The 22,376-nt window shown below is 44.6% G+C and carries 18 protein-coding genes; 5 read left to right on the forward strand and 13 right to left on the reverse strand.

What is annotated here, in order from left to right:
- Nucleotides 1-35 precede the first annotated feature (35 nt).
- Both ACM0P2_RS11995 and ACM0P2_RS12000 read left to right on the forward strand, forming a co-directional pair.
- A complete protein-coding gene (locus tag ACM0P2_RS11995; protein WP_025255564.1) occupies nt 36-212 on the forward strand; it encodes a DUF1328 domain-containing protein in 177 nt (58 codons plus the stop codon).
- Between the two features lie 38 nt (nt 213-250).
- Nucleotides 251-445 (forward strand): hypothetical protein, encoded by a 195-nt coding sequence (locus ACM0P2_RS12000; protein WP_159117646.1) that lies wholly within the window; start codon nt 251-253, stop codon nt 443-445.
- A 63-nt stretch (nt 446-508) separates the two neighbouring features.
- On the opposite strand, the gene ACM0P2_RS12005 is transcribed toward ACM0P2_RS12000, so the two are convergent.
- From ACM0P2_RS12005 to ACM0P2_RS12035, 7 genes are all read right to left on the reverse strand, one after another.
- Nucleotides 509-727 (reverse strand): hypothetical protein, encoded by a 219-nt coding sequence (locus tag ACM0P2_RS12005; RefSeq protein ID WP_159117645.1) that lies wholly within the window; start codon nt 725-727, stop codon nt 509-511.
- Nucleotides 728-3,649, reverse strand: a complete 2,922-nt coding sequence (locus ACM0P2_RS12010) for a DUF349 domain-containing protein (protein ID WP_419226639.1) — start codon at nt 3,647-3,649, stop codon at nt 728-730. It lies immediately after the preceding gene.
- Nucleotides 3,639-3,932: a YeaC family protein gene (locus tag ACM0P2_RS12015; protein WP_105929723.1), complete on the reverse strand. Its 294-nt coding sequence runs from the start codon at nt 3,930-3,932 to the stop codon at nt 3,639-3,641. Before ACM0P2_RS12015 ends, ACM0P2_RS12010 begins: the two co-directional genes overlap by 11 nt.
- Nucleotides 3,933-4,259, reverse strand: a complete 327-nt coding sequence (locus ACM0P2_RS12020; protein WP_014949837.1) for a zinc ribbon domain-containing protein — start codon at nt 4,257-4,259, stop codon at nt 3,933-3,935.
- A 257-nt stretch (nt 4,260-4,516) separates the two neighbouring features.
- Nucleotides 4,517-6,175, reverse strand: a complete 1,659-nt coding sequence (locus tag ACM0P2_RS12025; protein ID WP_159117643.1) for an alanine/glycine:cation symporter family protein — start codon at nt 6,173-6,175, stop codon at nt 4,517-4,519.
- 103 nt (nt 6,176-6,278) lie between these two features.
- The gene (locus ACM0P2_RS12030) at nt 6,279-7,418 is read right to left on the reverse strand and encodes a M14 family metallopeptidase (protein WP_173359945.1); all 1,140 of its coding nucleotides are present in this window, start codon (nt 7,416-7,418) and stop codon (nt 6,279-6,281) included.
- A 175-nt stretch (nt 7,419-7,593) separates the two neighbouring features.
- Nucleotides 7,594-9,039: a glyceraldehyde-3-phosphate dehydrogenase gene (locus ACM0P2_RS12035; RefSeq protein WP_105929726.1), complete on the reverse strand. Its 1,446-nt coding sequence runs from the start codon at nt 9,037-9,039 to the stop codon at nt 7,594-7,596.
- A 192-nt stretch (nt 9,040-9,231) separates the two neighbouring features.
- On the opposite strand from ACM0P2_RS12035, the gene ACM0P2_RS12040 reads away from it, so the two are divergent.
- Nucleotides 9,232-10,116 (forward strand): DUF2989 domain-containing protein, encoded by an 885-nt coding sequence (locus ACM0P2_RS12040; protein ID WP_419226640.1) that lies wholly within the window; start codon nt 9,232-9,234, stop codon nt 10,114-10,116.
- Between the two features lie 160 nt (nt 10,117-10,276).
- Here ACM0P2_RS12040 and msrB read toward each other — a convergent pair whose 3' ends face one another.
- The 5 genes from msrB to malQ form a co-directional block, all read right to left on the reverse strand.
- Nucleotides 10,277-10,705 (reverse strand): peptide-methionine (R)-S-oxide reductase MsrB, encoded by a 429-nt coding sequence (gene msrB, locus ACM0P2_RS12045; protein WP_159117640.1) that lies wholly within the window; start codon nt 10,703-10,705, stop codon nt 10,277-10,279.
- Nucleotides 10,706-10,818: 113 nt separating this feature from the next.
- Complete coding sequence (gene gndA / locus ACM0P2_RS12050) at nt 10,819-12,372, reverse strand: NADP-dependent phosphogluconate dehydrogenase (RefSeq protein ID WP_159117639.1); 1,554 nt, start codon at nt 12,370-12,372, stop codon at nt 10,819-10,821.
- A 279-nt stretch (nt 12,373-12,651) separates the two neighbouring features.
- Nucleotides 12,652-14,739 carry a glycogen debranching protein GlgX gene (glgX, locus tag ACM0P2_RS12055; RefSeq protein WP_419226641.1) on the reverse strand — a complete coding sequence of 696 codons (2,088 nt, stop codon included), beginning with the start codon at nt 14,737-14,739 and terminating at the stop codon, nt 12,652-12,654.
- A 31-nt stretch (nt 14,740-14,770) separates the two neighbouring features.
- Complete coding sequence (gene glgB, locus ACM0P2_RS12060) at nt 14,771-16,954, reverse strand: 1,4-alpha-glucan branching protein GlgB (RefSeq protein ID WP_173359944.1); 2,184 nt, start codon at nt 16,952-16,954, stop codon at nt 14,771-14,773.
- Nucleotides 16,955-17,130: 176 nt separating this feature from the next.
- A complete protein-coding gene (gene malQ / locus ACM0P2_RS12065; RefSeq protein WP_173359943.1) occupies nt 17,131-19,329 on the reverse strand; it encodes a 4-alpha-glucanotransferase in 2,199 nt (732 codons plus the stop codon).
- Between the two features lie 236 nt (nt 19,330-19,565).
- Between malQ and gap the strand changes: the two genes are divergently transcribed.
- Together gap and ACM0P2_RS12075 are read left to right on the forward strand one after the other, a co-directional pair.
- Entirely contained in the window at nt 19,566-20,561 is a 996-nt protein-coding gene (gap, locus tag ACM0P2_RS12070) for a type I glyceraldehyde-3-phosphate dehydrogenase (protein ID WP_159117635.1), read from the forward strand.
- Nucleotides 20,562-20,747: 186 nt separating this feature from the next.
- The gene (locus tag ACM0P2_RS12075) at nt 20,748-21,599 is read left to right on the forward strand and encodes a D-hexose-6-phosphate mutarotase (RefSeq protein ID WP_159117634.1); all 852 of its coding nucleotides are present in this window, start codon (nt 20,748-20,750) and stop codon (nt 21,597-21,599) included.
- A 130-nt stretch (nt 21,600-21,729) separates the two neighbouring features.
- Here ACM0P2_RS12075 and ACM0P2_RS12080 read toward each other — a convergent pair whose 3' ends face one another.
- Entirely contained in the window at nt 21,730-22,374 is a 645-nt protein-coding gene (locus ACM0P2_RS12080) for a bifunctional 4-hydroxy-2-oxoglutarate aldolase/2-dehydro-3-deoxy-phosphogluconate aldolase (protein WP_105929735.1), read from the reverse strand.
- Nucleotides 22,375-22,376 lie beyond the last annotated feature (2 nt).

Here is a 22,376-nt window from a genome sequence, read left to right on the forward strand (position 1 = left end):
TGTGTAAGTAACGGAAGCAAAACGAGGACTTAGTTATGTTAGGTTGGGCAATTACATTTTTTATTATCGCCATTATCGCAGCAGTTTTTGGTTTTGGAGGCATCGCAGGTGCAGCAACGGGTATAGCACAGTTTCTATTTTTCGTGTTTATCGCATTGCTAGTAATCTCACTAATCGCTAACGCGCTACGTGGCAAAGCACCAAGAGCCTAGAAGTAACAAGCATTTTAATAGGAAAAAGGAGTAAGGATATGTTTTCATTTAAAAATCTTTCTAAAGTATTAGTAGCATCAGCATTTGCACTATCACTAGCCGCGTGTGGCGATGGTGAAGCAGAAAACGCAGGTGAAGAGCTTGACGAAATGGTTACCGATGCGGGTAACGCCGTTGAAGATGCTTGCGAAGATGTGAAAGAAGGCGTAGAAGCCGAAGATAAAGATTGTTAATAGGATCTTTAGAACAAAGGGTCAGACATTGTCTGACCCTTTTTCGTTTACGTTAAAAACTAGCTAGGAAACTTCTTCGCCACCTAAGTCTCTAGCTAAATCGTCGAGCGTCGATAGCGTCGAATCAAACTCACCAAGTATATAACGATACTTAACACTAACGTGATGGTCAGACTTTCCGAATTTAACCTTCAATCCATCTGCATCAAGGTGTTTAACGGTGTTCAAAAACCGATAAGCAGACATTTCTGTCGTAAATTCATATTCAACAGCGTTTTCCATTTAATACACCACCTCGGGGTGTGCATCAACAACAGCAATAACACGTTGGGTTAAAGCATTGTCTTTAAACTCTAATACATCATACGACAGCCAATCAGCTAAAATCTCGGAAGCCGTGGCGGCCTCCCCTTGCTCAAGTTTTGCAGTCATCATCTGTAACTGAACGCTTGACCTTATTGATGTATCAGTATCTGGACTTGGCATATTAGATGCCACTTCCAAGGCAACGGTTAACCACCGCCTATCGTGCTGCGAGCGAGTGCAGCCGTCAGACTGAGTGAAGAAACCTGACCAGCGCTTACCCAACCGTTCAATTAGCGTCTCCTTATCTTCAGTACCTTCACCTACGCTAAGCTTAAGTAATGAAGTGAGTGCCTGTGCTTTGTCTCGTTGAGATTGAGCCTGTGCACGTTCTGCTTGCGCTTCGCGCTTGCTTTCAACCACATTTAATTTTCGCTCAACTTTGCTGCGCTGCGGCTTAGGTAGTTCCGCAAGCTGTTCTCTAACGCGGGCCATAGACTCGTTGAAAGAAGCGTCGTCGCTGCTTGTATCAATATTTTCGATATTAGAAAGCAGTGAATCTACCTTCTCGTTTACAACGTTATTGAGTAATTTTCTTTCCGCTTTCAAGCGTTCGAAAACTAAGTCATTTGCCGCTTTAAATTCCGACCAAAGTTTACTCTCTTCCCGCTTGCCCGCATGACCAACTTGCTTCCATCGGTTTTGTAGACTCTGAGCTTCGTCTGCTGCAACAGCTACATCGTCGTGATTTGCAAGTTGCTGAGCTTGCGATACTAAATCTCGCTTCTGAGCTTGGTTATCATTCTGCCAAGCTTGAATCTTAGTTTGGATGGGAGCAGAAATCGCTTTCCACTCGCGCTTCAGCTGCTCGTAAGTATCTCGTTCAACTTGGCCTGCAGCGTGCCATTGCTTTGCTGCTCTGTCGAAAATTTTAACTAACTCCGCTTCCGGTAAGCTTGGATCTATCGATTTTACAGAAGCTATGATAGCTACGCGTTTTTCTTGAGCTTGTTGCCGTTGCTCATCAAGTTTTGCATAGTGCTCACGACAAGGCTCGAAGGCTTTTTCTAGCGCATCGTCAAACTGCTTCTGCAAATCGTCGTCGCTACCATCCGTTGTGCTGCTATTCGTCGTTGTTGTTAATGACAACCACTGTTTGCGAAGGTATTTGATCGCTTCGCTTCGCGCTTTTATATCGTCTGCTTCTGTCGACGCTAAAGTTAGAGCTTCCTCTACAAGTGCAGGCTTACGAGGTGCAGCGAGATAACTCTGCCACCCCTCAAGACGAGAGACTTCTTCAGCCGTTTTGTCGAAGCGCTTTTCGACTTGTTCTTTCGCAGAATCGGGCATCTCATTGTAGTTATTTTCGAGCTTTTGAAATTTCGATATCGCGACGCGAAACTTTCCTTGACCAATGAGATTATCAATAACGCTTATTTGTCTTCTAACATTTTTGATTTGCTCATTTTGCTTTGTTTTTTGCGCTCTTTCCTTAGCACTTACACGATTAATCAATGCCTTGTAACGCCCTGACAACGCTTTAGGGATAGCGTCAATCTCACTACTTAGCTTTTTATAATCCTCGCGCGCTTCAGTAAATGCGGCCTGAAGAGTATCAAGGGTGACGTTTTCATGCGACGTTTCATCAACTTGTGCGCTTAGTTCCGCTGGGTTAGCGTCTGTTTGACCGCTCTGTACCTTCACAGCGCTAAGTGTTGTTATTTTGGTAGCAATATCCTCAAGCATTTGCAGTTTAATCAGGAGCTTTTGCCCGTAGTGTTGCTGCATAGAGAAACGTTCAAGTTTGTCGTTTAACTCGTTTACTGCTTTTGTTATTTCTTTTAGGCGCTTCTCGCTTGATTTTTCATTTCCCAAACGAGCTAACTGCTCAAGCGTAGCTTCTACCCCGCGAACACTCTCGTTTACTGTTGCTACATCCGCAAGTGTCGCTTCACAAAGGCGATTGTCGTAAAGCCATGAAACTTGCTCGATAGCGTGGGCCAATAGTTGTTCACATAATGCTTGAGTATTGGCAAGCTGAGTAGCTAACTGTTTTTCTTCCCACCCTGGGCGAATACGCGATAAGTACCGGTCTACTTGCTCTGAAATCCTTTCTCGTTTTTCTTTATATTCTGTGTGTTCTTCCTGAGTGAGAAGGTTAATTTGGGCAAATAACCCCGAAAGCTCACTGTCGAATTCTCGGCGTTTTTGCTCGACAACCTCTACGTCCGGCTTATCAAGTAGCGCTTGGTACTTTGATAAGGTTAAAGTTAGCTGCTTTTTAAGTTCCACTGGGCGCTGCTGCGCTTCTTTTATTGCGTCTATGCGAACGTTGATTTTGGACAACAAATCGTCATCCGACACTTTTTTTGCCAGCTTTTGCAAATCGGATATCGTTGAGTAACCGTTAATAAGCTGTGTTTGTAAACTGGCACTTGCCCCTTCTAAAAAAACGTAATGTGTAAATGAAGGTTTATTAACTTTCTCAATTAACGCTTTGGCTAACGTATCGTCACGTAACAGTGCAGCGTCTTTTTCGAGCATTTTGGGTAGAAGTTGTATGACGAACTCGGGACTCGCCGTTTCTTTTAAAAACGACAATTTTTCTTCACAAGATAGGGAAAGATCCCCCTCATTTAAAAGCGCTGAATTAACTTTCTGCTCAGCGACCTTTTTTACTCGAGCCTGCTTCGCGATTTGCGACATTTTAAGCCACAACACGAAACTATTGAGCTTCTCTAGCGCTGATAAACTTACATTGGGATCCTCGTCGTTGAAGGCGAGCTCGTGAAGAATTGTTTTTTCTTGTGCCTTATATGGAGAGAGATTTTCAATTGCCTGTATTCTTTTTTCAGGCTTAGGGCTTTGGTGCGAAGGCGTAAATATACGACTAAATATCATCCTGTTTGAACCGCGCTATTGTATTTTTATCATCCTGCTCACTACGTAATGAGCGTTTAAAATCGGCTTTGCTTTTGTGAACAATTTCGCCGTTCTCGCCTACAGTCATATGCTCTGAGGACTTTTCAATTTTGGCTTGGTAAAGCATAACGGCCTGCATCGAGCTTTCTCTTTGCTCATTATTCAAAGGTGTGCCATCAGGCCATTTGCCGGTTTCAACTGCTTGGCGGAGACGCTCATAGATTTCTGGCGTCATACTCGCTAATAGTGCTTCAATATTCATTTAGGAAAAACGCTTTATATAAACAATACGCGCACGATTTACTAAGTACCATACAAAGCCAACCACTGCGCCCAAAATAGCCAAATTATGTTGCAAATCACCCGGACGGGTTCCGCCCCAATACATGAAGCCAAAGCTCGCAACGAATATTAGCATAGCAAGAAGAGACTGGTTCTGGATACTCGCCAGCTTTTTAAATCTTTGTAAGCTTTGTTTGCGCTCTATATCTTCTGAAGTCGCGTCACCGATTTTGAAATCGCAATGAGGGCACGTCTTCGCTTTGTCAGACGTTTTCTTGTTGCATGAAGGACAGTCAACTAATGCCATATGTTGCTCCTAATGATTGAGTGCGAAATGAGAATACTCATGCTATTTGCACCAGTATTTTACGCGGACGGCTATCATACTGAAGTTAGGCACAACAATGAAGTCGATTCTGAGGATAAACCATGACATCCCAAAACAAAAAATGCGCGGGGTGTACACTTTTAACAAAGTACACCGGCGCGCAAATTTACTCACTTGTTTTCTGTATAAACGTTAGACAACAGCGTCTTTTAAGACGCCTTATAAATCCGTGGTTTCTACTTTTTGTGGCGAGACCAATAGTCGTTTACGGTCTCCTTCATCTCTTTACAAAGCAGCATGATCCCAAACAGGTTAGGCAAGGTCATTACCACGATAGCCACGGCAGACAGTGCCCAAACTAATGTGGTGTCGGAGAACGCAGCCCAAACAAAACCGGCAACGTAAATTACGCGATACGGCATAACAGAACGCGGCCCCAAAAGGTAAGTCATGGCGCGGTCACCGTAGTAAGACCAGGCAATAGCAGTTGAGAACGCAAACAGCATAAGGCCAATTGACACGATATATTGACCGAAGTCGCCAAAAAAGCCTCGTGTAAATGCAATCGTCGTTAGCGCTGCAGAGTGAACCAGTGACTTTCCGCTGATTTCTAAATTCTCTTTAACTGGCTTACCGTCCACAATTTTGAGGGTACCGGTAAACAAGTCTTCACTACCGACAGAATACTTCACGTCTTCCGCAATTGAACGAGCGTTAAGAAGCGTAAAGCCATCGCTTACCGCAGTGCCGTTAACAACTGTAATCGACCCTGTATAAGGTTCAACAACGTTACCTTCAATCTCGTTTAGGTAGCCATATAATTTATCGACATCAGCTTGGTTGGTATCGTCGTATTTTCCCGCCACGAAATACATATCGGAACGATCGAACACGTTTTCGTGCTTTTCTTTCCACACACCTGAAGAGAGAATAACCAAACCCGTAACGGTACAGATTAAAATGGTGTCGATGAAAGGTTCCAGCAGAGAAACCATACCTTCTGATGCGGGCTCTTTCGTTTTTGCAGCTGCGTGAGCAATAGGTGCAGACCCCTGCCCGGCTTCGTTCGAGAACAGGCCACGGTTAACACCACGGTTAAACGCGTAAGCTAACGACGCCCCCAAGAAACCACCTGCAGCGGCTGAGCCGGTAAACGCATCACCAATTACAGCGGCAAACGAAGGGCCAATATTTTCAAGGTTCGCGAAAATAACCGCAAGCGCACCAATAAGGTAGATAACTGCCATTACGGGAACAACGCGCGCGGTGAAAGCCGCTATTCGCTGAATACCACCAAGAATAACCAAGGCGAGAAGAATACCCAATACACTTCCTACTAACCAAGGCTCAAAACCAAAAGTGGCTTCAATACTTTGTGCAATACCGTTACTTTGAGGAAGGTTGCCGGTACCAAATGAACTTATTACCGTGGCGATAGCAAAGGCCACAGCTAGCCATTTCATGTTTAAACGACGGTCCATGTAATACATTGGGCCACCAGCCATTGTGCCGTCTTCGGTTTTAACACGGTACTTATGCGACAGGGTTACCTCAACAAACTTTGTCGTCATACCCAAAAAAGCGGTAACCCACATCCAGAATAATGCCGCTGGACCACCTAAGAAAATAGCAAACGCCACACCTGAGATATTACCTGTACCTACCGTGCCAGACAGTGCGGTAGTTAGCGCGCGAAAGTGGGTGGTATCGCCAGGGTCGCTTTCTTTGTCAAACTTGCCGGTAACAACCTGCCAAGCGTGTTTAAAAAAACGAATTTGCGGAAACTTAAGATAAACCGTGAAGAAAAGACCTACACCTAACAGCACATAAGGAAACCAAAACGCGCCCCCTAAGAATCCATCGAGCATAGTTAGAAAACCATATAACCCTTCCAACGTTATTCCCCTTTTTTATTATGTTTAATTGTTGTTTTATTTTAATAATTAAAAGGCCTCTTTTTGTCGAGGCCTTTCTTGCGGAAGCTTTCGCTTCCTATTTTTATTTTTCTGATGCTTTTAGCTTTTTAACAACCGCATTCACGCCAATAAGCAAATCTTCACCTAATTGACGGCTGCGCTGTACCGACCATCCATAAATGTCGTCCGGCACATTAGCGTTATCTTTAAATGGCATTTCCACTGTGTATGCCATACATTTGAACTTCTCACCCACCGCATTTGACGCTACGGTTAAATTAGCCTTACCTGGCTCGTCTTTGTCGTAACCGAATTCATCCTGAAACTCAGGCGTTGCATTCAATAGCGCATCTTTAAACGTATTTTCAAGCATTGCAATAGTATCGTTGTAGCTTGGATTGCCTTCACTTCCTGCCACAAAGTTGTACGGTAATGCCTCATCACCGTGCAAATCAAGATACATGTCCACACCAATTTCACTCATCGCGTTAAGTACGTAAAGTACTTCTGGGCTTTTTTCTTGCGAGGGCGTTGCCCATTCGCGATTGAGGTTGGTGCCTACAGCGTTGGTACGCAGATGGCCTCGTGCACTGCCGTCTGGGTTCATGTTTGGCACAATGTAGAACACGGCGTTATCAAGCAACTGTCGCGCCAAACCATCTTGCTCGTCAAGTAAACGATATATAATGCCTTCTGCACACCACTCGGCCATCGTTTCGCCAGGGTGTTGGCGGGCTGTTATCCATACCTTTTTCTTCTCTGGCGTTTCTTCACCGATTACCAGCAAAGACATATCACGGCCATCTAGAGTAAGGCCTAAGAATTTGTGCTCACACAACAATGACATTTGCGCATCGTGCACAAGATCGAGATGGCGTTCATAGCTGTACGGAATGAAATACGCAAAGTAAACGCTAGGCTGTTCTAACGTAAGTGAAAACGTAAGGTTGTCACCGTCAAATTCGCTAGGAATGCGAAACCACGTGTGACGATCGTAAGACGCTAGAACGTTATATCCTTTCCAACCTTCTGGATATGCCGACTTTGCCAAGTTACCGATTGTCATGGTGTGCGTTACAAAGGTTTCGCCCACTAAACGAAAATGAAACCACTGAGCAAATTCAGATTGATTATCGTTGGGAATGGTAAGACGAATATCGTCTGGTGATTGTGCGCTAACTACTTCGATGTTACCGCTGTCGAATTGACTGGAAATATGCATAGACTGTCGTTTTCCTCGTTATTTGAGCGCTAATTTAGCATAGACATAAACACAAATTCCACGCACTCAGCGGCTTTTATACTGTCGAAAGTATACAAAATGTTTACACCATCAAAAAACCGACCACTTGGGTCGGTTTTTTATACAGTTTAAAGCTCAGCTTTATAGAAGATTATTAAAGCGGCAATGTAGGGAAGCTTAGCCCTGCCATGTCACGAACTACGCGCAATACCTGACAGCTGTAACCAAACTCGTTGTCGTACCATACATAAAGCGTTAAGCGGTTGTCCGCGGCAATGGTTGCCTGAGAATCTACTACTGACGCAGCGCGAGAGCCAACTAAGTCTGTAGATACAATCTCTTTACTTGCTGTGTAGTCAATTTGATGCTGAAGCTTTGAGAACAGTGCGGTATCACGAAGAAATTCGTTTACTGCAATGCGATCTACTGACGTTTTAAGATTCAAGTTCAAAATAGCTAAAGACACATTCGGCGTAGGTACACGGATAGCGTTACCAGTAAGTTTACCCGCTAGTTTCGGATATGCCTTGGCAACCGCTTTCGCCGCACCAGTTTCGGTAATTACCATGTTAAGTGGTGCACTTCGTCCGCGACGGTCGCCTTTGTGGTAGTTATCGATCAGGTTTTGGTCGTTAGTATACGAGTGAACCGTTTCAACATGACCATTTTCAATGCCATATTCTTCATCTAGCGCTTTAAGCACCGGTGTAATGGCATTGGTCGTACAGCTAGCAGCAGAAACAATAGTATCTTCTGGTGTTACTTCTTCGTCGTTCACACCGTGTACGATGTTTTTAATGTCACCTTTACCAGGTGCAGTAAGAATGGCTTTAGCTGCGCCTTTCGCCTTTAGGTGAAGACCAAGACCATCGCGATCACGCCAAATGCCCGTGTTATCAACGATGATGGCGTTATCTATACCATATTGGGTGTAATCCACCTCATCAGGGCTGTTGGCATATATCACTTGGATGTACGAGCCATTCGCTTTTAGTGCGTTTCGCTCGTGATCTACCGTAATGCTCCCGTTGAAAGGACCATGAACTGAATCGCGGCGCAACAAGCTTGCTCGCTTTTCTAAGTCGCCGTCTCGTCCACCTCGGACCACAATGGCTCGTAGACGCAATTTGTTATTTTTCCCCTGACGCTCAATAAGTAAGCGTGCAAGTAAGCGACCAATACGACCAAAACCATAAAGTACAACGTCTTGAGGCTTCTGATCGTCCTCTTTGTTGGCAACGTCGTTTAGTTTTTCGTTGAGGTAGGCCGTAAGGTCGCTGTTATCAACCGCAGAACCGAAGTGAAAATCGAAGGCTAGTTTGCCGATATCGATTTGGGCAGGCGCCAGCTTCATATTGCTTAGCGCTTCTAAAATAGGGAAACTTTCTCGAAGGCGTAATTTGATACCTTCGTGCAGTCGCACTTTGCGATGCGCTTTGATAACGTCTATCGCACTGGCATTTAATAATGAACGTCCGTAAACTGAAATTTCAACTGCCTTATTGCGGTAAAGCTTACCAATAAGGGGCAACATCATTTCTGCGTATTCCTGACGCTCTTGCCAGCTGCTTTGTAATTCCTGCTCAAACTGTTGATTCATGCTTCTGCCTTCATCGAAATTAAATTAACGGTGTTGTCGTTGATGTCTATTTGCAGCCATAAAATAGAGGGCGTAGACGTTCAACAATTCTTAATTACGCGTCAGCTTTTTATTATTTTTAGGGTACACTAGGTGAGTTTTCGTCTGACGGTGACGAGCAGTATCTTAAATAAACAAGCAAGGAAGACCAAATTGTTGATAAGTTTCAAAACCACCATGAAAACTCATACAACGAAGAATTTGTTTGGTAAGTTTCCAACAAAAATACGAACTCCGACATTAGGGCTAGTCTCACTATTCGCCCTCGGCGGCTGTGGCGATCTCTTCGAACCCACCATCAGTGAAATTTGCGAGTCGCACAGCGAAATTTGTCTCGACTTAAGTTTAGACGCACGCTGTCGCGCCGAGCGAGCCGAAATTATTCGCCTTCGCTACTACAACCAAGACTCGAAAGATGACGCATATAAATACCCACTTCTTTTGAATTTCGAAGAATACTTAACGTGTGTAGAAGAAGTGCAACACATTGAGCACATAAAGCGCAAAGGAAAAGAAGCCACCCGACTTAAGGGCGTGATCACCGCTCAACGTGAAATTAAACGGCTTAGCAGAGAGACTAAAGATTCATTAGACCCCTACCTCTCCTACTATCACTGGACTCGTTTCAACGATAAAGATGCTTTTCATCGCTTTGAGCGCTACGCGGCAAGCAATCGGGTTACCGATCCCGCTTTACTGGTATCTCTTGCCTCAGTTCAGATAAAAACCGATTTAAAGCGCACCACAGAAACCCTTTATCGCGCATTAAGCTTATACACCGACAGTGATGATATTGATGTAAGTGTTTTTTATTCACTCGCTTCTATAGGCATGGACATAGACAATTATCGTCGTGCTTATGTCTGGTACGGCGTCGCTGAAGCCTTCGATGAGAGACTCGATGAAACTCAGCGAGTTCAATTGGGGCAACAACATGCACTTCCTACTGAAATATTGGACGCTATCATCGATGAAGTCGTTAGCAGCCTTAAAAGCGCAACCTTCGATGCGAATGCGCTTAAGCTAGATAAGCTCTGATTTTTGAAACTTAGTTACACAATTTTATCGGTAAATAATTAAAAAAACCGCCATTTATGGGCGGTTTTTTTAAATTTTAAAATTGAAGGCCAAACACAAGGTTAATTTTTAATCAGATGTTTACCTTAATCTTCTTTAGCGACGTTGTGAGACTGCAATATCAGCCTTTTACTTTAACGTTGTCTTCGCCCTTAAATGTCATAGACAGTGAGTTTACACAATAGCGCTGCCCCGTTGGCGCAGGTCCATCAGGAAAAACGTGCCCCAAGTGGGAACCACACTGCTTACAAAAAATCTCAACCCTTCGCATACCGTGAGTTAAATCTTCTCTGTAATCCACATTGCCATCATCGAGCTGCTTATAAAAAGATGGCCAACCACAACCGGCATCGAATTTGGTATCTGAAGGAAATAAGGGAGCTTCACAGCACTTACATAAATACAAGCCTTCTCGCTGTTCATCTAAAAGAACCCCTGTGAAGGGCCGCTCAGTCCCCGCTTCACGACACACATAGTATTCCTGTTCACTTAAATCTGTTTTCCAATCTTTTTCTGTTTTGGATACACCTTCATTATTATCTGTCGACATCGCTTACCTCCTAAAACAAAAAAGGCGTATTTGACAACAAATACACCTTTTTCTTAAAAACGCTCGCTCATTAATGACAGGGCTCATAGAGCGATAGCGTTGAATGTTATCAGCTATCTTTTGATAGCAGTTTGCGGCCTTGCTGGATCACTCCACTCGATGTGGTACTTCTTACCCGCTGGTTTATCAACACGCTGATAAGTGTGCGCGCCGAAATAATCGCGCTGGCCTTGCAACAGGTTAGCAGGTAATACCGCTGTGCGATAAGAATCGTAATAACTCAATGCTGACATCATTGCAGGACAAGGAACCCCTGCAAGGGTTGCTTGGGCGATAGATTCTCGCCAATCAGCTTGGAATTGGGTAATTTGTTCGGAAAAGAACGGGTCCATCAACAAGTTCGCAAGATCTTCGTTGTTTTCGTAAGCCTTAGAAATCGACTGTAAAAATACTGCGCGAATAATACAGCCTGCACGCCAAATTTTTGCGATTTCTCCAAACTCTAACGTCCAACCGTGTTCTTTACCCGCCATAGCCATCAGCTGGAAACCTTGAGCATAAGCACAGATTTTCGAGCAGTAGAGCGCTTGCTCTAGCTTGTTAACGATAGACATTTTTTCTTCATCGCTAAACGTTCGCGCATCTGGACCTGTGAGTACTTTACTCGCTGCCACTCGCTCATCTTTCAGGCTAGATATACTGCGTGCGAATACTGCTGATGTAATAGTTTGCGCCGGGCTACCTACCTGTAATGCGCTTACCGCGGTCCACAGACCCGTTCCTTTCTGGCCTGCCCTGTCTAAAATAACATCAACAAGCGGCTGATTGGTTTCTGGATCCATTTGCTCTAGCACTTCGGCACTGATTTCCATCAAATAGCTATTAAGCTTGCCTTGGTTCCACTTGCGAAATACTTCTGCTATTTCAGCGGGCGCCATATGAAGCGCCTCGCGCATTACATGATAGGTTTCGCAAATTAGCTGCATGTCGGCGTACTCTATGCCGTTGTGCACCATTTTCACGTAGTGACCCGCTCCAACGGGACCTATATAAGTCGCGCATGGTTCGCCTTCTAACACTGGCTGACCCGGCGTATGACTTTCTAGTGGCTTACCGGTTTCAGGATCTACCTTCGCAGCAATAGCTTTGAGCACAGGCTCGATACGTGTCCATGCATATGGGTTGCCTGAAGGCATTAAAGACGGACCAAAGCGCGCACCGACTTCACCGCCAGACACTGCAGTAGAGAAGAAAATAAATTTCCCTTTATACTGCTCTTCGCGGGCTACAGAGTCAGTCCACAAGCTGTTACCTGTATCTACAACGATATCGTCAGCATGAATACCCGCATCAATCAGATGATTACAAACATGGTCAACTGGGTCGCCCGCAGGCACAGAGATGATAATTAAATGAGGGGCTTTTAATTTGCTCAAAAGCTCGGTGTATGAACTACAGCCTTCAACACGAGGCTCAGTATTTTCGGCGCGTTCGCTGTCGTCTTTAGCTAAAATAGACTCAACTTTGTTTTGGTCTAAGTCGAAGCACGCGACGCGATAACCATGGTCCACAAGGTTCATGGTCAGGTTACTACCCATTACCCCTAAACCGATAAAACCAATATCACACGACTTGTCTTCGTGCGAATTACCACCTTTCTTTTGCATAGGAACACCCTCACATTTCAGATGGCTGCGCATGATACCACCTGAAACAATAATGAACAGTCAAACATCGTAATTTCGTCTGCACTGGTGTAAATACCACCACCAGTAAACATAAACAGGCATTAAAGGCTAATTGGTCGGAGGTTTTAACCCTGAGCTTCAGCTTACAACCCTATGCTGTATGAAATTCCAACAAAGGTAAAGTCTTAGTCGGTTCAACGCATTATAGTATAGGGAGATATTATTCTTAACGCACACTAACCGAAAATCAATTGCGCTCTACCCAGTAAACTGGGCAAAGCTAAACAGCGTGAGTGATTTACTGGCTTGTAAGAATACCTTTTGTATACATATTGACGGTTGTTCTTCCAGCGAACTGTATCTGGTATCTAGGTGCATAGTCCATCCCCCTTTTGGAAGTACAGACGGTAGATGGAAGCGCACGTCATTTTCACTGGCGTTAACGCATAAAAACCAATGTTCTGGCTTTTGTTCACCTAACGCACACCCCTTAATTTCAACGCCAAAGGACTTGTTGTGGTGCGCATTCCAGTCTTCAGACGCTTTGTCTGAACCATCGGGTTTATACCAGTTTATTTCTTTTACATTTCGCGATAAGGTAAAAGCATCATCATGAAGCTTTAACTCACTAAGTAAGGAAGAAGATTGACGCAGGCGAATAACGTATTGGCAAAAACTCAGAAAGTCCTGCTTGCGTTTATTCATCTCCCAGTTCAGCCAGCTTATAGGATTATCCTGGCAGTAAGCGTTATTGTTTCCATTTTGGGTTCGGCTTAGCTCATCGCCACCAAGAATATGGGGCGTACCTTGTGAAAAAATCAAGGTTGCAAAGAGGTTTCGTTTCTGGCGCTCTCGCATGGTGATAACGGATTCATCGTTGGTTTCGCCCTCTACACCATAATTAGCCGAGAGGTTGTGACCGTGACCATCTCTGTTATCTTCCAAGTTATCAAGATTATGACGCTCGGCGTAAGTCACCATATCATGAAGGGTAAATCCATCGTGATAGGTTACGTTATTCACCGATGTACTGATATGTCGACGCCCTTTGTGAAATATATCTCTGGAGCCCATAAGTCGCGTTGCGAAATCAGCTGTTACGCCATCGTCACCGCGCCAAAATGCTCGTACTGTGTCTCTATACTTATCGTTAACCTCAAGCCAAGGCGACGGGAAGTTGCCAACCTGATAACCGCCAGGTCCAATGTCCCAGGGTTCGGCAAGTAATACTTTATCCCTTAGAATAGGATCGGCGTTGATTGCCCGCAGCAAACCGGACTTTTTATTATACTGCTGCGGTTCTCTTCCCAAACAAACAGCTAAGTCAAACCGAAAACCATCAACACCAATAACCGAGACCCAGTGACGCATCGCATCTAAAATAAGGCCCATCATAAATGGTTGAGCGGTGTTTACGGTGTTACCACAGCCTGAATGATTCGAATAGACGAGCTCACCGGTTTTTGTTTGTTCCAATAAATACGCTTGATAGGGGCAAAATCCTTTATACGATAATATCGGGCCCCCCTCTCCTGCTTCTGCCGTATGATTAAATACCACATCGACAATTACCTCAAGGCCAGCACTGTGGTACGCATCGACCATTGCTTTAAGCTCGGCCAAGGCGTCTGCCACACCGTAGCGAGGCTCTGGCGCGAAAAAATTAACGGGGTTATAACCCCAATAATTCGTCAGTCCTTTATCTGTAATAAACGGTTCGGGCATGAATGAGCACAAAGGCATAAACTGTACCGTAGTGATACCCAGCGCCTTTAAATGGTTAATTACGCTTGGATGCGCCGCCCCTATAAATTTGCCTCTATGCTCTTTCGGTACATCAGGGTGAAGCTTAGTGAGCCCTTTAACGTGGGCTTCATAAACAACACGCTTGTGTTTTGGAATAACAGGGGAACTTGCATGGCTAACAGCGTAAGAGCTATCGTCTATAACAATACACTTTGGGACCATAAACTGAGAGTCATGCTTGTAACGTCGCGCATCCCACTTTATCGCACGGCTTAATTTCTTTGCGTAAGGATCGATAAGTAATTTGTCAGTGGGCACTGAGTGCAAACCGCCCTCACCCCGTTCAACCCGATATCCATAGTACTGCCCTGCACTAACGCCGCTGAAGTGACCATGCCAAACCTCGCCTGTTTTTTCCGGCAACGGATGCTCGCTTATCGCCTCTTCTGTATCGCTATTGAAAAAACACAATATTACCGCTTTCGCGTCTGGTGCATATACCGCGAAATTACATCCTTCTTTTGTAATTGATGCGCCTAATGGATACGGCTGGCCTATTGCATTTATTTCAATTAGCGCGGTTGTTTGTATCTCGTTCACAACGTTCTCAATGTACTATTAGCTTAACGGTTTAGTCTAAGTTGGTAATATAAAACACAGTAGACAGGGGCGGTAACGTTACCTCCACAGAATAGGGTCGATCATTCCACGGAGTGTTTTGTGTATCTACTTTAGAAACCACTTCATAATTGCTTCCCCAGAATTCGCCGGCATCCGTATTCAAAGCCAATGATAACGAACACGCTTCATCAACACCTATCCTGAAATGCTTACGCGGTACAGGAGTAAAGTTAGATACAACATAGACCTTTTGTTTTGCATCTTTAGATGTTCGTACAAATGACACAACGCTCTGGTCGGCATTACCGTGGTCTAACCAAGCGAAACCGGCGGGGTTATGATCTTGTTCATACAACGCAGGCGTCGACGTATAAAGATGATTAAGCGCCTTGTAAAGGGTTTGAACACCCTTATGCTTGTCGAAATCTAGAAGATGCCAGTCAAGACTACTGTCATGATTCCATTCACGGGCCTGCGCGAGCTCGTTCCCCATGAAATTTAGCTTCTTACCAGGGTGCCCATACATAAAACCGGCGTAACAGCGTAAATTTGCTGCCTGCTGCCATTCATCCCCCGGCATCTTATGCAGCATACTACCCTTTCCGTGCACAACTTCATCGTGTGAAATAGGCAGTACAAAGTTTTCATCAAACGCATACACCATACTGAACGTGATATCGCCATGGTGATAATTGCGATATGCGGGGTCTTTAGCAATATAATGTAATGAATCGTGCATCCAACCCATATTCCACTTAAAACCGAAACCTAGGCCGCCATCGAATACGGGGCGAGAAACCTTGGGAAACGACGTCGATTCTTCGGCAATCGTCATGGCGTCTGGATAGTGTTTATATACTTCCTCGTTCATCCACTTAAGCAAACTGATGGCTTCATAGTTTTCATTACCACCGTCCACGTTCGGGATCCACTCGCCGTCATTGCGCGAGTAATCGAGATACAGCATTGAAGCTACGGCATCAACACGCAGTCCGTCCACGTGGAATTTATCTAACCAAAATAGCGCATTTGCCACTAGGAACTGGCGAACAGTATCTTTACCGAAATCATAAATGCATGAGTTCCAGTCTGGGTGCCAGCCTTTGCGTGGGTCCTCGTATTCATAAACGCAAGAACCATCGAATCGGGCTAAACCATGTCCATCTTCAGGAAAATGAGCGGGGACCCAATCGATAATCACGCCAATTCCAGCTTGGTGGCATTTATCAACAAAATATTTAAAATCATCCGGGTTACCGAAACGACTGGTGGGTGCAAACATTCCTACGGGCTGATACCCCCATGAGCCATCAAACGGAAACTCAGAAATGGGGAGAAGTTCGACGTGGGTATAGCCCATGTCACTAACATAAGCAATCAAATCATCAGCAAGCTCGCGATAAGTCAGGTAGCGAGCACCAGACGCATCGTCCGGGCGCTTCCACGAGCCTAAATGTACCTCATAAATACTCATGGGGCTTTGGTACTTATTTTTACCGCGCTGTTCCATCCAAACTTGGTCGTTCCACTCATAGGTATCGTGGTTGAAGATTTTTGAAGCGTGCGATGGATACTGTTCGGCACTGAAGCCCAGCGGGTCAGCTTTATGTGGTAAGTCGTGCCCGTGGGCGTCTTTGATATGATACTTGTAACGTTCGCCCTCAGTCAGTTCTGGTACAAAAAGCACCCAATAACCCATTGACGTCTTTTCCATGGGGTGCATACGGCCATCCCACTGATTGAAATCTCCGATAAGGGAAACGGTGCTGGCGTTAGGCGCAAAAACACAAAATCTTACACCGCTAATTTCGTTTCCACTGCCTGTAGTGAGGGATATAAGCTGTGCGCCAGCTTGCGTGTATAAATTTTCCGGTGCGCTATCAATATAATGGACTGCATGATAGGCCTGTTCAGTGAACTGATAGGGGTCAATATTACCTTTTTTATCTTGGGAGCCTCGAGTGATAACCCGATAAACTTCACCGTCATAACCTTTTGGTAGCGACGCCTCAAACAATCCATCTTTTGATGAGAGCGTTAAATCTTCAAGCGCAGAATTTTCCCATTGAATGGTGATTCCTTGAGCATTAGGGCGCCACACTCGAAGTTTCGACTCATTACTACTTGTTATTATACCTAGTTGGGAAAAGGGCTGAGAACATAATACCTGTTCAAACTGCTGCGCTAATTGCATTCGCTACTCCTATTAAAAACCCGCATTTCAGCGGGTTGAATTGAGGGCTTGAGTGCGCCTTATTGCGTTCAAGCCCTGTCGAAAGCACCGTGATGGCACTTTATCTTACTCGATTAAGTAACCTAGGCAACCATCAATTACCGTTTCTTTGATAATGATGATTAGGGACACACGCCCTACCCTTGGCTCGCTTGCTTTCGTGCTTGAGTAAGTTTAGACGCTAAATCATTAATATCATGTCTTTCGAACATCGATTCAATATTCTCGGTGAGTTTTCTGCGCCAGTTAGGATATTCATTAAACGTACCCGGGATATTCACCGGCTTATCCATTTCTAACCAGTCTTCTAACTGAAGACTTAAGAGTGCGCTAGACCCTCCTGCCATATGAACTTGCATCCCGTTGTTAAGTTCTCGGTTCATACCTGTGAAATTAACATCGTGACCCACATTGTCATCAATTGAACCATGGCCGTGCAGGGTATTTAGAATTTCCTGCTTATTTTCATGGCGGTCTTCATACAAGGTCTGCAGAATTTCATCCGTTGGATAAAGACCGATATCTTTGCCTAGCTCAAGGTCTAAACAGTGCCAGTAACCAATTAGCGTTGGCATATCGTGAGTAGTTAACGTGGACATAGACTGAACAGGATAATGGCTTGGTGAGAAGAAACCACCGTCTTCAGCTTGTTCAAAGAAAAACACACGATAAGAATACACGCCGTTATCTGCAAGCTTACTGCGAATTTCCTCTGGCACCGTACCTAAATCTTCGCCAATGACCAGGCTCTCGTTGCGGTGACTTTCTAGTGCAAGTATGCCTAACAGGTCATCTACAGGGTAATACACGTAGCCGCCATCTTTTGCGTTATCGCCTTTAACAACCCACCACAAACGCAGTAGCGCCATCACGTGGTCAATACGCAGTGAGCCTGAAGACGCCATGTTCGAAGCAAATAAGTCGATGATTGGCTGGTAGCCCTGTTCGTAAAGTTTACGCGGATCCATAGGTGGTAAACCCCAATTTTGACCTAATGGACCTAAAATATCGGGTGGCGCCCCCACGCTCGCGTTCGTGCAGTAGAGGTCTTTGTTACCCCAAATTTCGGCACTGCCCTCACTAACGCCGACGGCTAAATCGCGATAAAGACCAATGGTCATGCCTGCGTCGGTTGCTTTGCTGCTTGCTAGTTCAAGCTGCTGTGCCGCAATCCACTGCAGAAACAGATAGAATTTCACTTCTTGCTCGTTCGCGCGCTTAAATTTAGCCACGGCTGGGTTGTGATAATCTTTAAATTCCTGAGGAAATACTGGCCAGCCCCAGCTCTCTTTACCATCAGCCTTTAGGTGCGACTGCAGCGCATCGTATACCGCCAACATATCTAAGCTTTCACCGCCAGCTTCCACAAACGCTTTAAACGCTTTATTTTGTTTGGTGTTTTTACATAGATATTTTGCGTTATACACCTCAAAAACGGCTTTAAGTGCAGCTAATTTCAAATGTGCGACTGCTTCATAATCCACGTGTTCGACATTGCGAGCATGTTCAAGGGTCGCTTTAAAATCATCACTATTTACTAGGCTCTGTACGGAGGCATCGTCGTAACCTTCAATGGTAGTTACATCAATATATAAATAATTCAACCAACGACGAGAACTTGGCCCATATGGCGAGCACGCATTTGGATTAGCGGGATATAGAGCATGAATTGGATTGAGGCCAATAAAATCCGCACCAACACCTGCTGCTTTTTCTATGAGTAATGAAAGGTCAGAAAAGTCACCAATACCCCAGTTCTTTTCACTACGCACGCAATAAAGTTGAACGCTTAAGCCCCAAATTTTCTTGCCTTCTTTGATTTCACTTGGCGTGTAGCACGCTTCTGGCGCAACGATAATACGGGATCGCGCAAATTCATCGTTATCAGCACTTAATACCACATCGTGATAACCCAATGGTAAATCCAAAGGAACTGTTACAACGTACTCATGAAACTCGACATCGTCGATGTGAGCCATAGTCGTCATTTCTTGATCAACAGGGATAAATGTGTGCGCTTTAACCTCACCGTTTTCGCAAGTGATGGTAAGGGTATGTTCGTCGTTGACCAATTCGATAGGAAGACGAACGGCAACGATAATTTCTTCGGTATTGCGAACAACCTGAACAGGGTTAAGCGGCGACAACCATACCGATTTAACGTCTTGCGTTATTTGTGACTGAATTTTTTCGTCACTACTAGTGTCATAACCAAGTGTGTTAAGCAACTTGGCTTTGCTTGATTCTGCGATGGTTGCAGGTTTTCCCCATGCGTCGACATATTGGGTTTCGATGCCCCGCATTTCAACCAGTTGTTGCAGAAGTTGTTGTGTCATGGTTTGTCATTCCTGTTATTCGGTGAAAGACGCAGTATCTGAGAAAAAGCGTAAGCGTCACATACAATTTTTTAACATTATTCTAGAAACATGAGCTCGACGATATCTGAATACGATTGCAAAAGTATTAATTCGTAATTTTGCAACACATTTGCTTTTTATTTTGCTAATTATGGCATTTTGATCCATACTTTACGTAATTTATTTTCATTTTATTTAAACAATCGGGGTACGTTATGACAATTCGCATCGGTATCAATGGTTTTGGCCGTATTGGTCGCCTAGTAATGCGTGCAGCAGCAGAGCGCAATGACATCGAAGTTGTAGCTATTAACGACTTGCTAGACACAGATTACATTGCTTATCTTCTGAAGTACGACTCGACTCACGGTTTATTCGACGGTGAAGTTACGGTTGATAACAACAACCTAGTAGTAAACGGTAAAACTATTCGTATCACTTCAGAAAGAGATCCAGCTGCACTTAAGTGGAATGAAGTAGACGTTGACGTTGTTGTTGAATCTACCGGTCTATTCCTGACAAAAGAAACGGCGGCTAAACACATCGAAGCAGGTGCTAAAAAGGTTGTTATGTCTGCGCCTTCAAAAGATGATACGCCTATGTTCGTTATGGGTGTGAACCAAGACAGCTACGCGGGCGAAACCATCGTATCGAACGCGTCGTGTACTACTAACTGTTTAGCGCCACTTGCTAAAGTACTTAATGACAAGTTTGGCATTGTTGATGGTCTAATGACAACCGTTCACGCGACGACGGCTACACAGAAAACTGTAGATGGCCCATCTATGAAAGATTGGCGCGGGGGTCGTGGTGCTGGCCAAAACATCATTCCATCGTCAACGGGGGCAGCGAAAGCTGTAGGTAAAGTAATTCCAGAACTAAACGGCAAACTTACGGGCATGGCTTTCCGTGTACCTACACCAAACGTTTCAGTTGTAGATCTTACTGTTAACTTGGCAAAGCCTGCAAGCTACGCTGACATCTGCGCAGCCATGAAAGAAGCCTCTGAAGGCGACTTGAAAGGTATCATGGGCTACACCGAAGATGCTGTTGTTTCTAATGATTTCGTTGGCGACGCTCGCACATCTGTTTTTGACGCTACGGCAGGTATCGCATTAACTGATACATTCGTTAAATTAGTATCTTGGTACGATAACGAATGGGGCTACTCAAACAAGGTTCTTGACCTTGTGGCTCACATATCAAAGTAAAAAACCAAATTTTGCAAAAATAGTTAAACTAATTTTGTATAAGTTGAGTTAATCTAAAGGTGTAAACAATGCGTTTGCACCTTTTTTGTTTTTGAAAGTGACGCTTTCTATTAGCACGATGTTCTAGCGATACATGTTTTCCCGTCGCTTATCTTTTTTGTTCTCTTATTTGTCCAAGGAGGGCTTATGCCGCCTGTTAATTCAGTTACCGTTAGCGAGTCTAATGGACTCACCTTTCTAGATGTGAGTAATTCGTTCGCTTCAGCACGTATAAGCCTATTTGGCGGCCATATCCTTTCTTATATTCCAAAAGTCGACGAACGAGAGCGACTCTGGGTAAGCCCTCACGCCTATTTAAATGGCGAACGTCCTATTCGTGGCGGTATTCCAGTATGCTGGCCTTGGTTTAGCGACGATCACGGCCGCGAGAAGGGTGCACTCCCCTCTCATGGTTTTTTAAGAACACAAGTGTGGAAGCTGGTTAATTCAGAAGATACAGACAAGAGAACAACGATAACCCTTTCTCCAAGCTTTACCCGTGCAGAAGGGTTCGAAAACGACTGCAGCGTTATTATGAAAATTGCCGTCGGTGAAGCGCTAGAAGTCTCGCTCGTTACAGAAAATACGGGTGTAGTACCATTCGAGTTCAATTGCGCATTACACACTTACTTTCAAGTAGATCACATCCAACATACGCAGATAAACGGTATTGAAGGGCAATACAAAGATAAGCTAGATGATTGGGCCTTAAAATCTACACCTGCGCCATATACGATTACTGGTGAAACAGACCGAATACATGTTGCCCCGGTTAAAACCGCTGAAATCGAAGTGGACGGCAGTGCATTTACCGAAGTTGTTTCTGAAGGTAATGATTCGCTTGTAATATGGAACCCGTGGCAGGGTGCGGCCTCTATTTCAGATATGGATCCCTTCGGCTATAAACATATGCTATGCGTAGAGACATCTTTAACACAAGGTCAAACGTTAGCCCCTGGTGAAAGCCATGCACTCAAGCAAACTATCATTCCTAGATAGTACATTTAGCAATGTGTTGATATCTAGCGCCTCAAAATGCTTATTTATCAGCACCGTTTAATATCAGTCCGCATAAATATAAAAAAACCTGCACAATGGCAGGTTTTTTTAATTTAAAAGCGTTTTGCTTTTACTGCTTCGCGCCTGCAACAGCTTCTTTAGCAAGCTGGGTAATACGCGCCCAATCACCTGACTCAATTGCGTCGTCAGGGGCAAGCCATGAACCACCTACGCATTTAACGTTGTTAAGTGCTAGGTAGTCGTTGTAGTTGTTTGGACCAATACCGCCTGTTGGGCAGAACGTCACATCAGGGAAAGGACCACTAATAGACTTGATAGCTTTAACACCGCCTGACGCTTCTGCAGGGAAGAACTTCATGTGGGTGTAGCCTGCATCCTTGCCTTTCATAAGGTCAGACGTAGAAGAAATACCAGGAATAAGCGGGATATCTGCATCCATACCTGCTTTAAGTAGGTCAGCAGTCATACCTGGACTGATGGCAAACTTAGCCCCAGCTTCAATTACCGCTTTAAGCTGCTGCGCATTGGTTACCGTGCCAGCTCCGATAAGTGAATCAGGTACTTCCTCTGCAATACGCTTAATCACGTCAATTGCCGCTGGCGTACGCAAGGTCACTTCTAATACCTTGATCCCGCCTTCCATTAGCGCTTTTGCCAGAGGAACGGCTTTTTCCACGTCGTTGATAACCAGTACAGGTACCACTGGACCGGCTGCAAAAATTTCCTCTGGAGAGGTTTTCCATTTGGTTGTCATAA

This window comes from Alteromonas sp. OM2203 (assembly GCF_048517045.1).
Lineage (GTDB): Bacteria > Pseudomonadota > Gammaproteobacteria > Enterobacterales > Alteromonadaceae > Alteromonas > Alteromonas gracilis.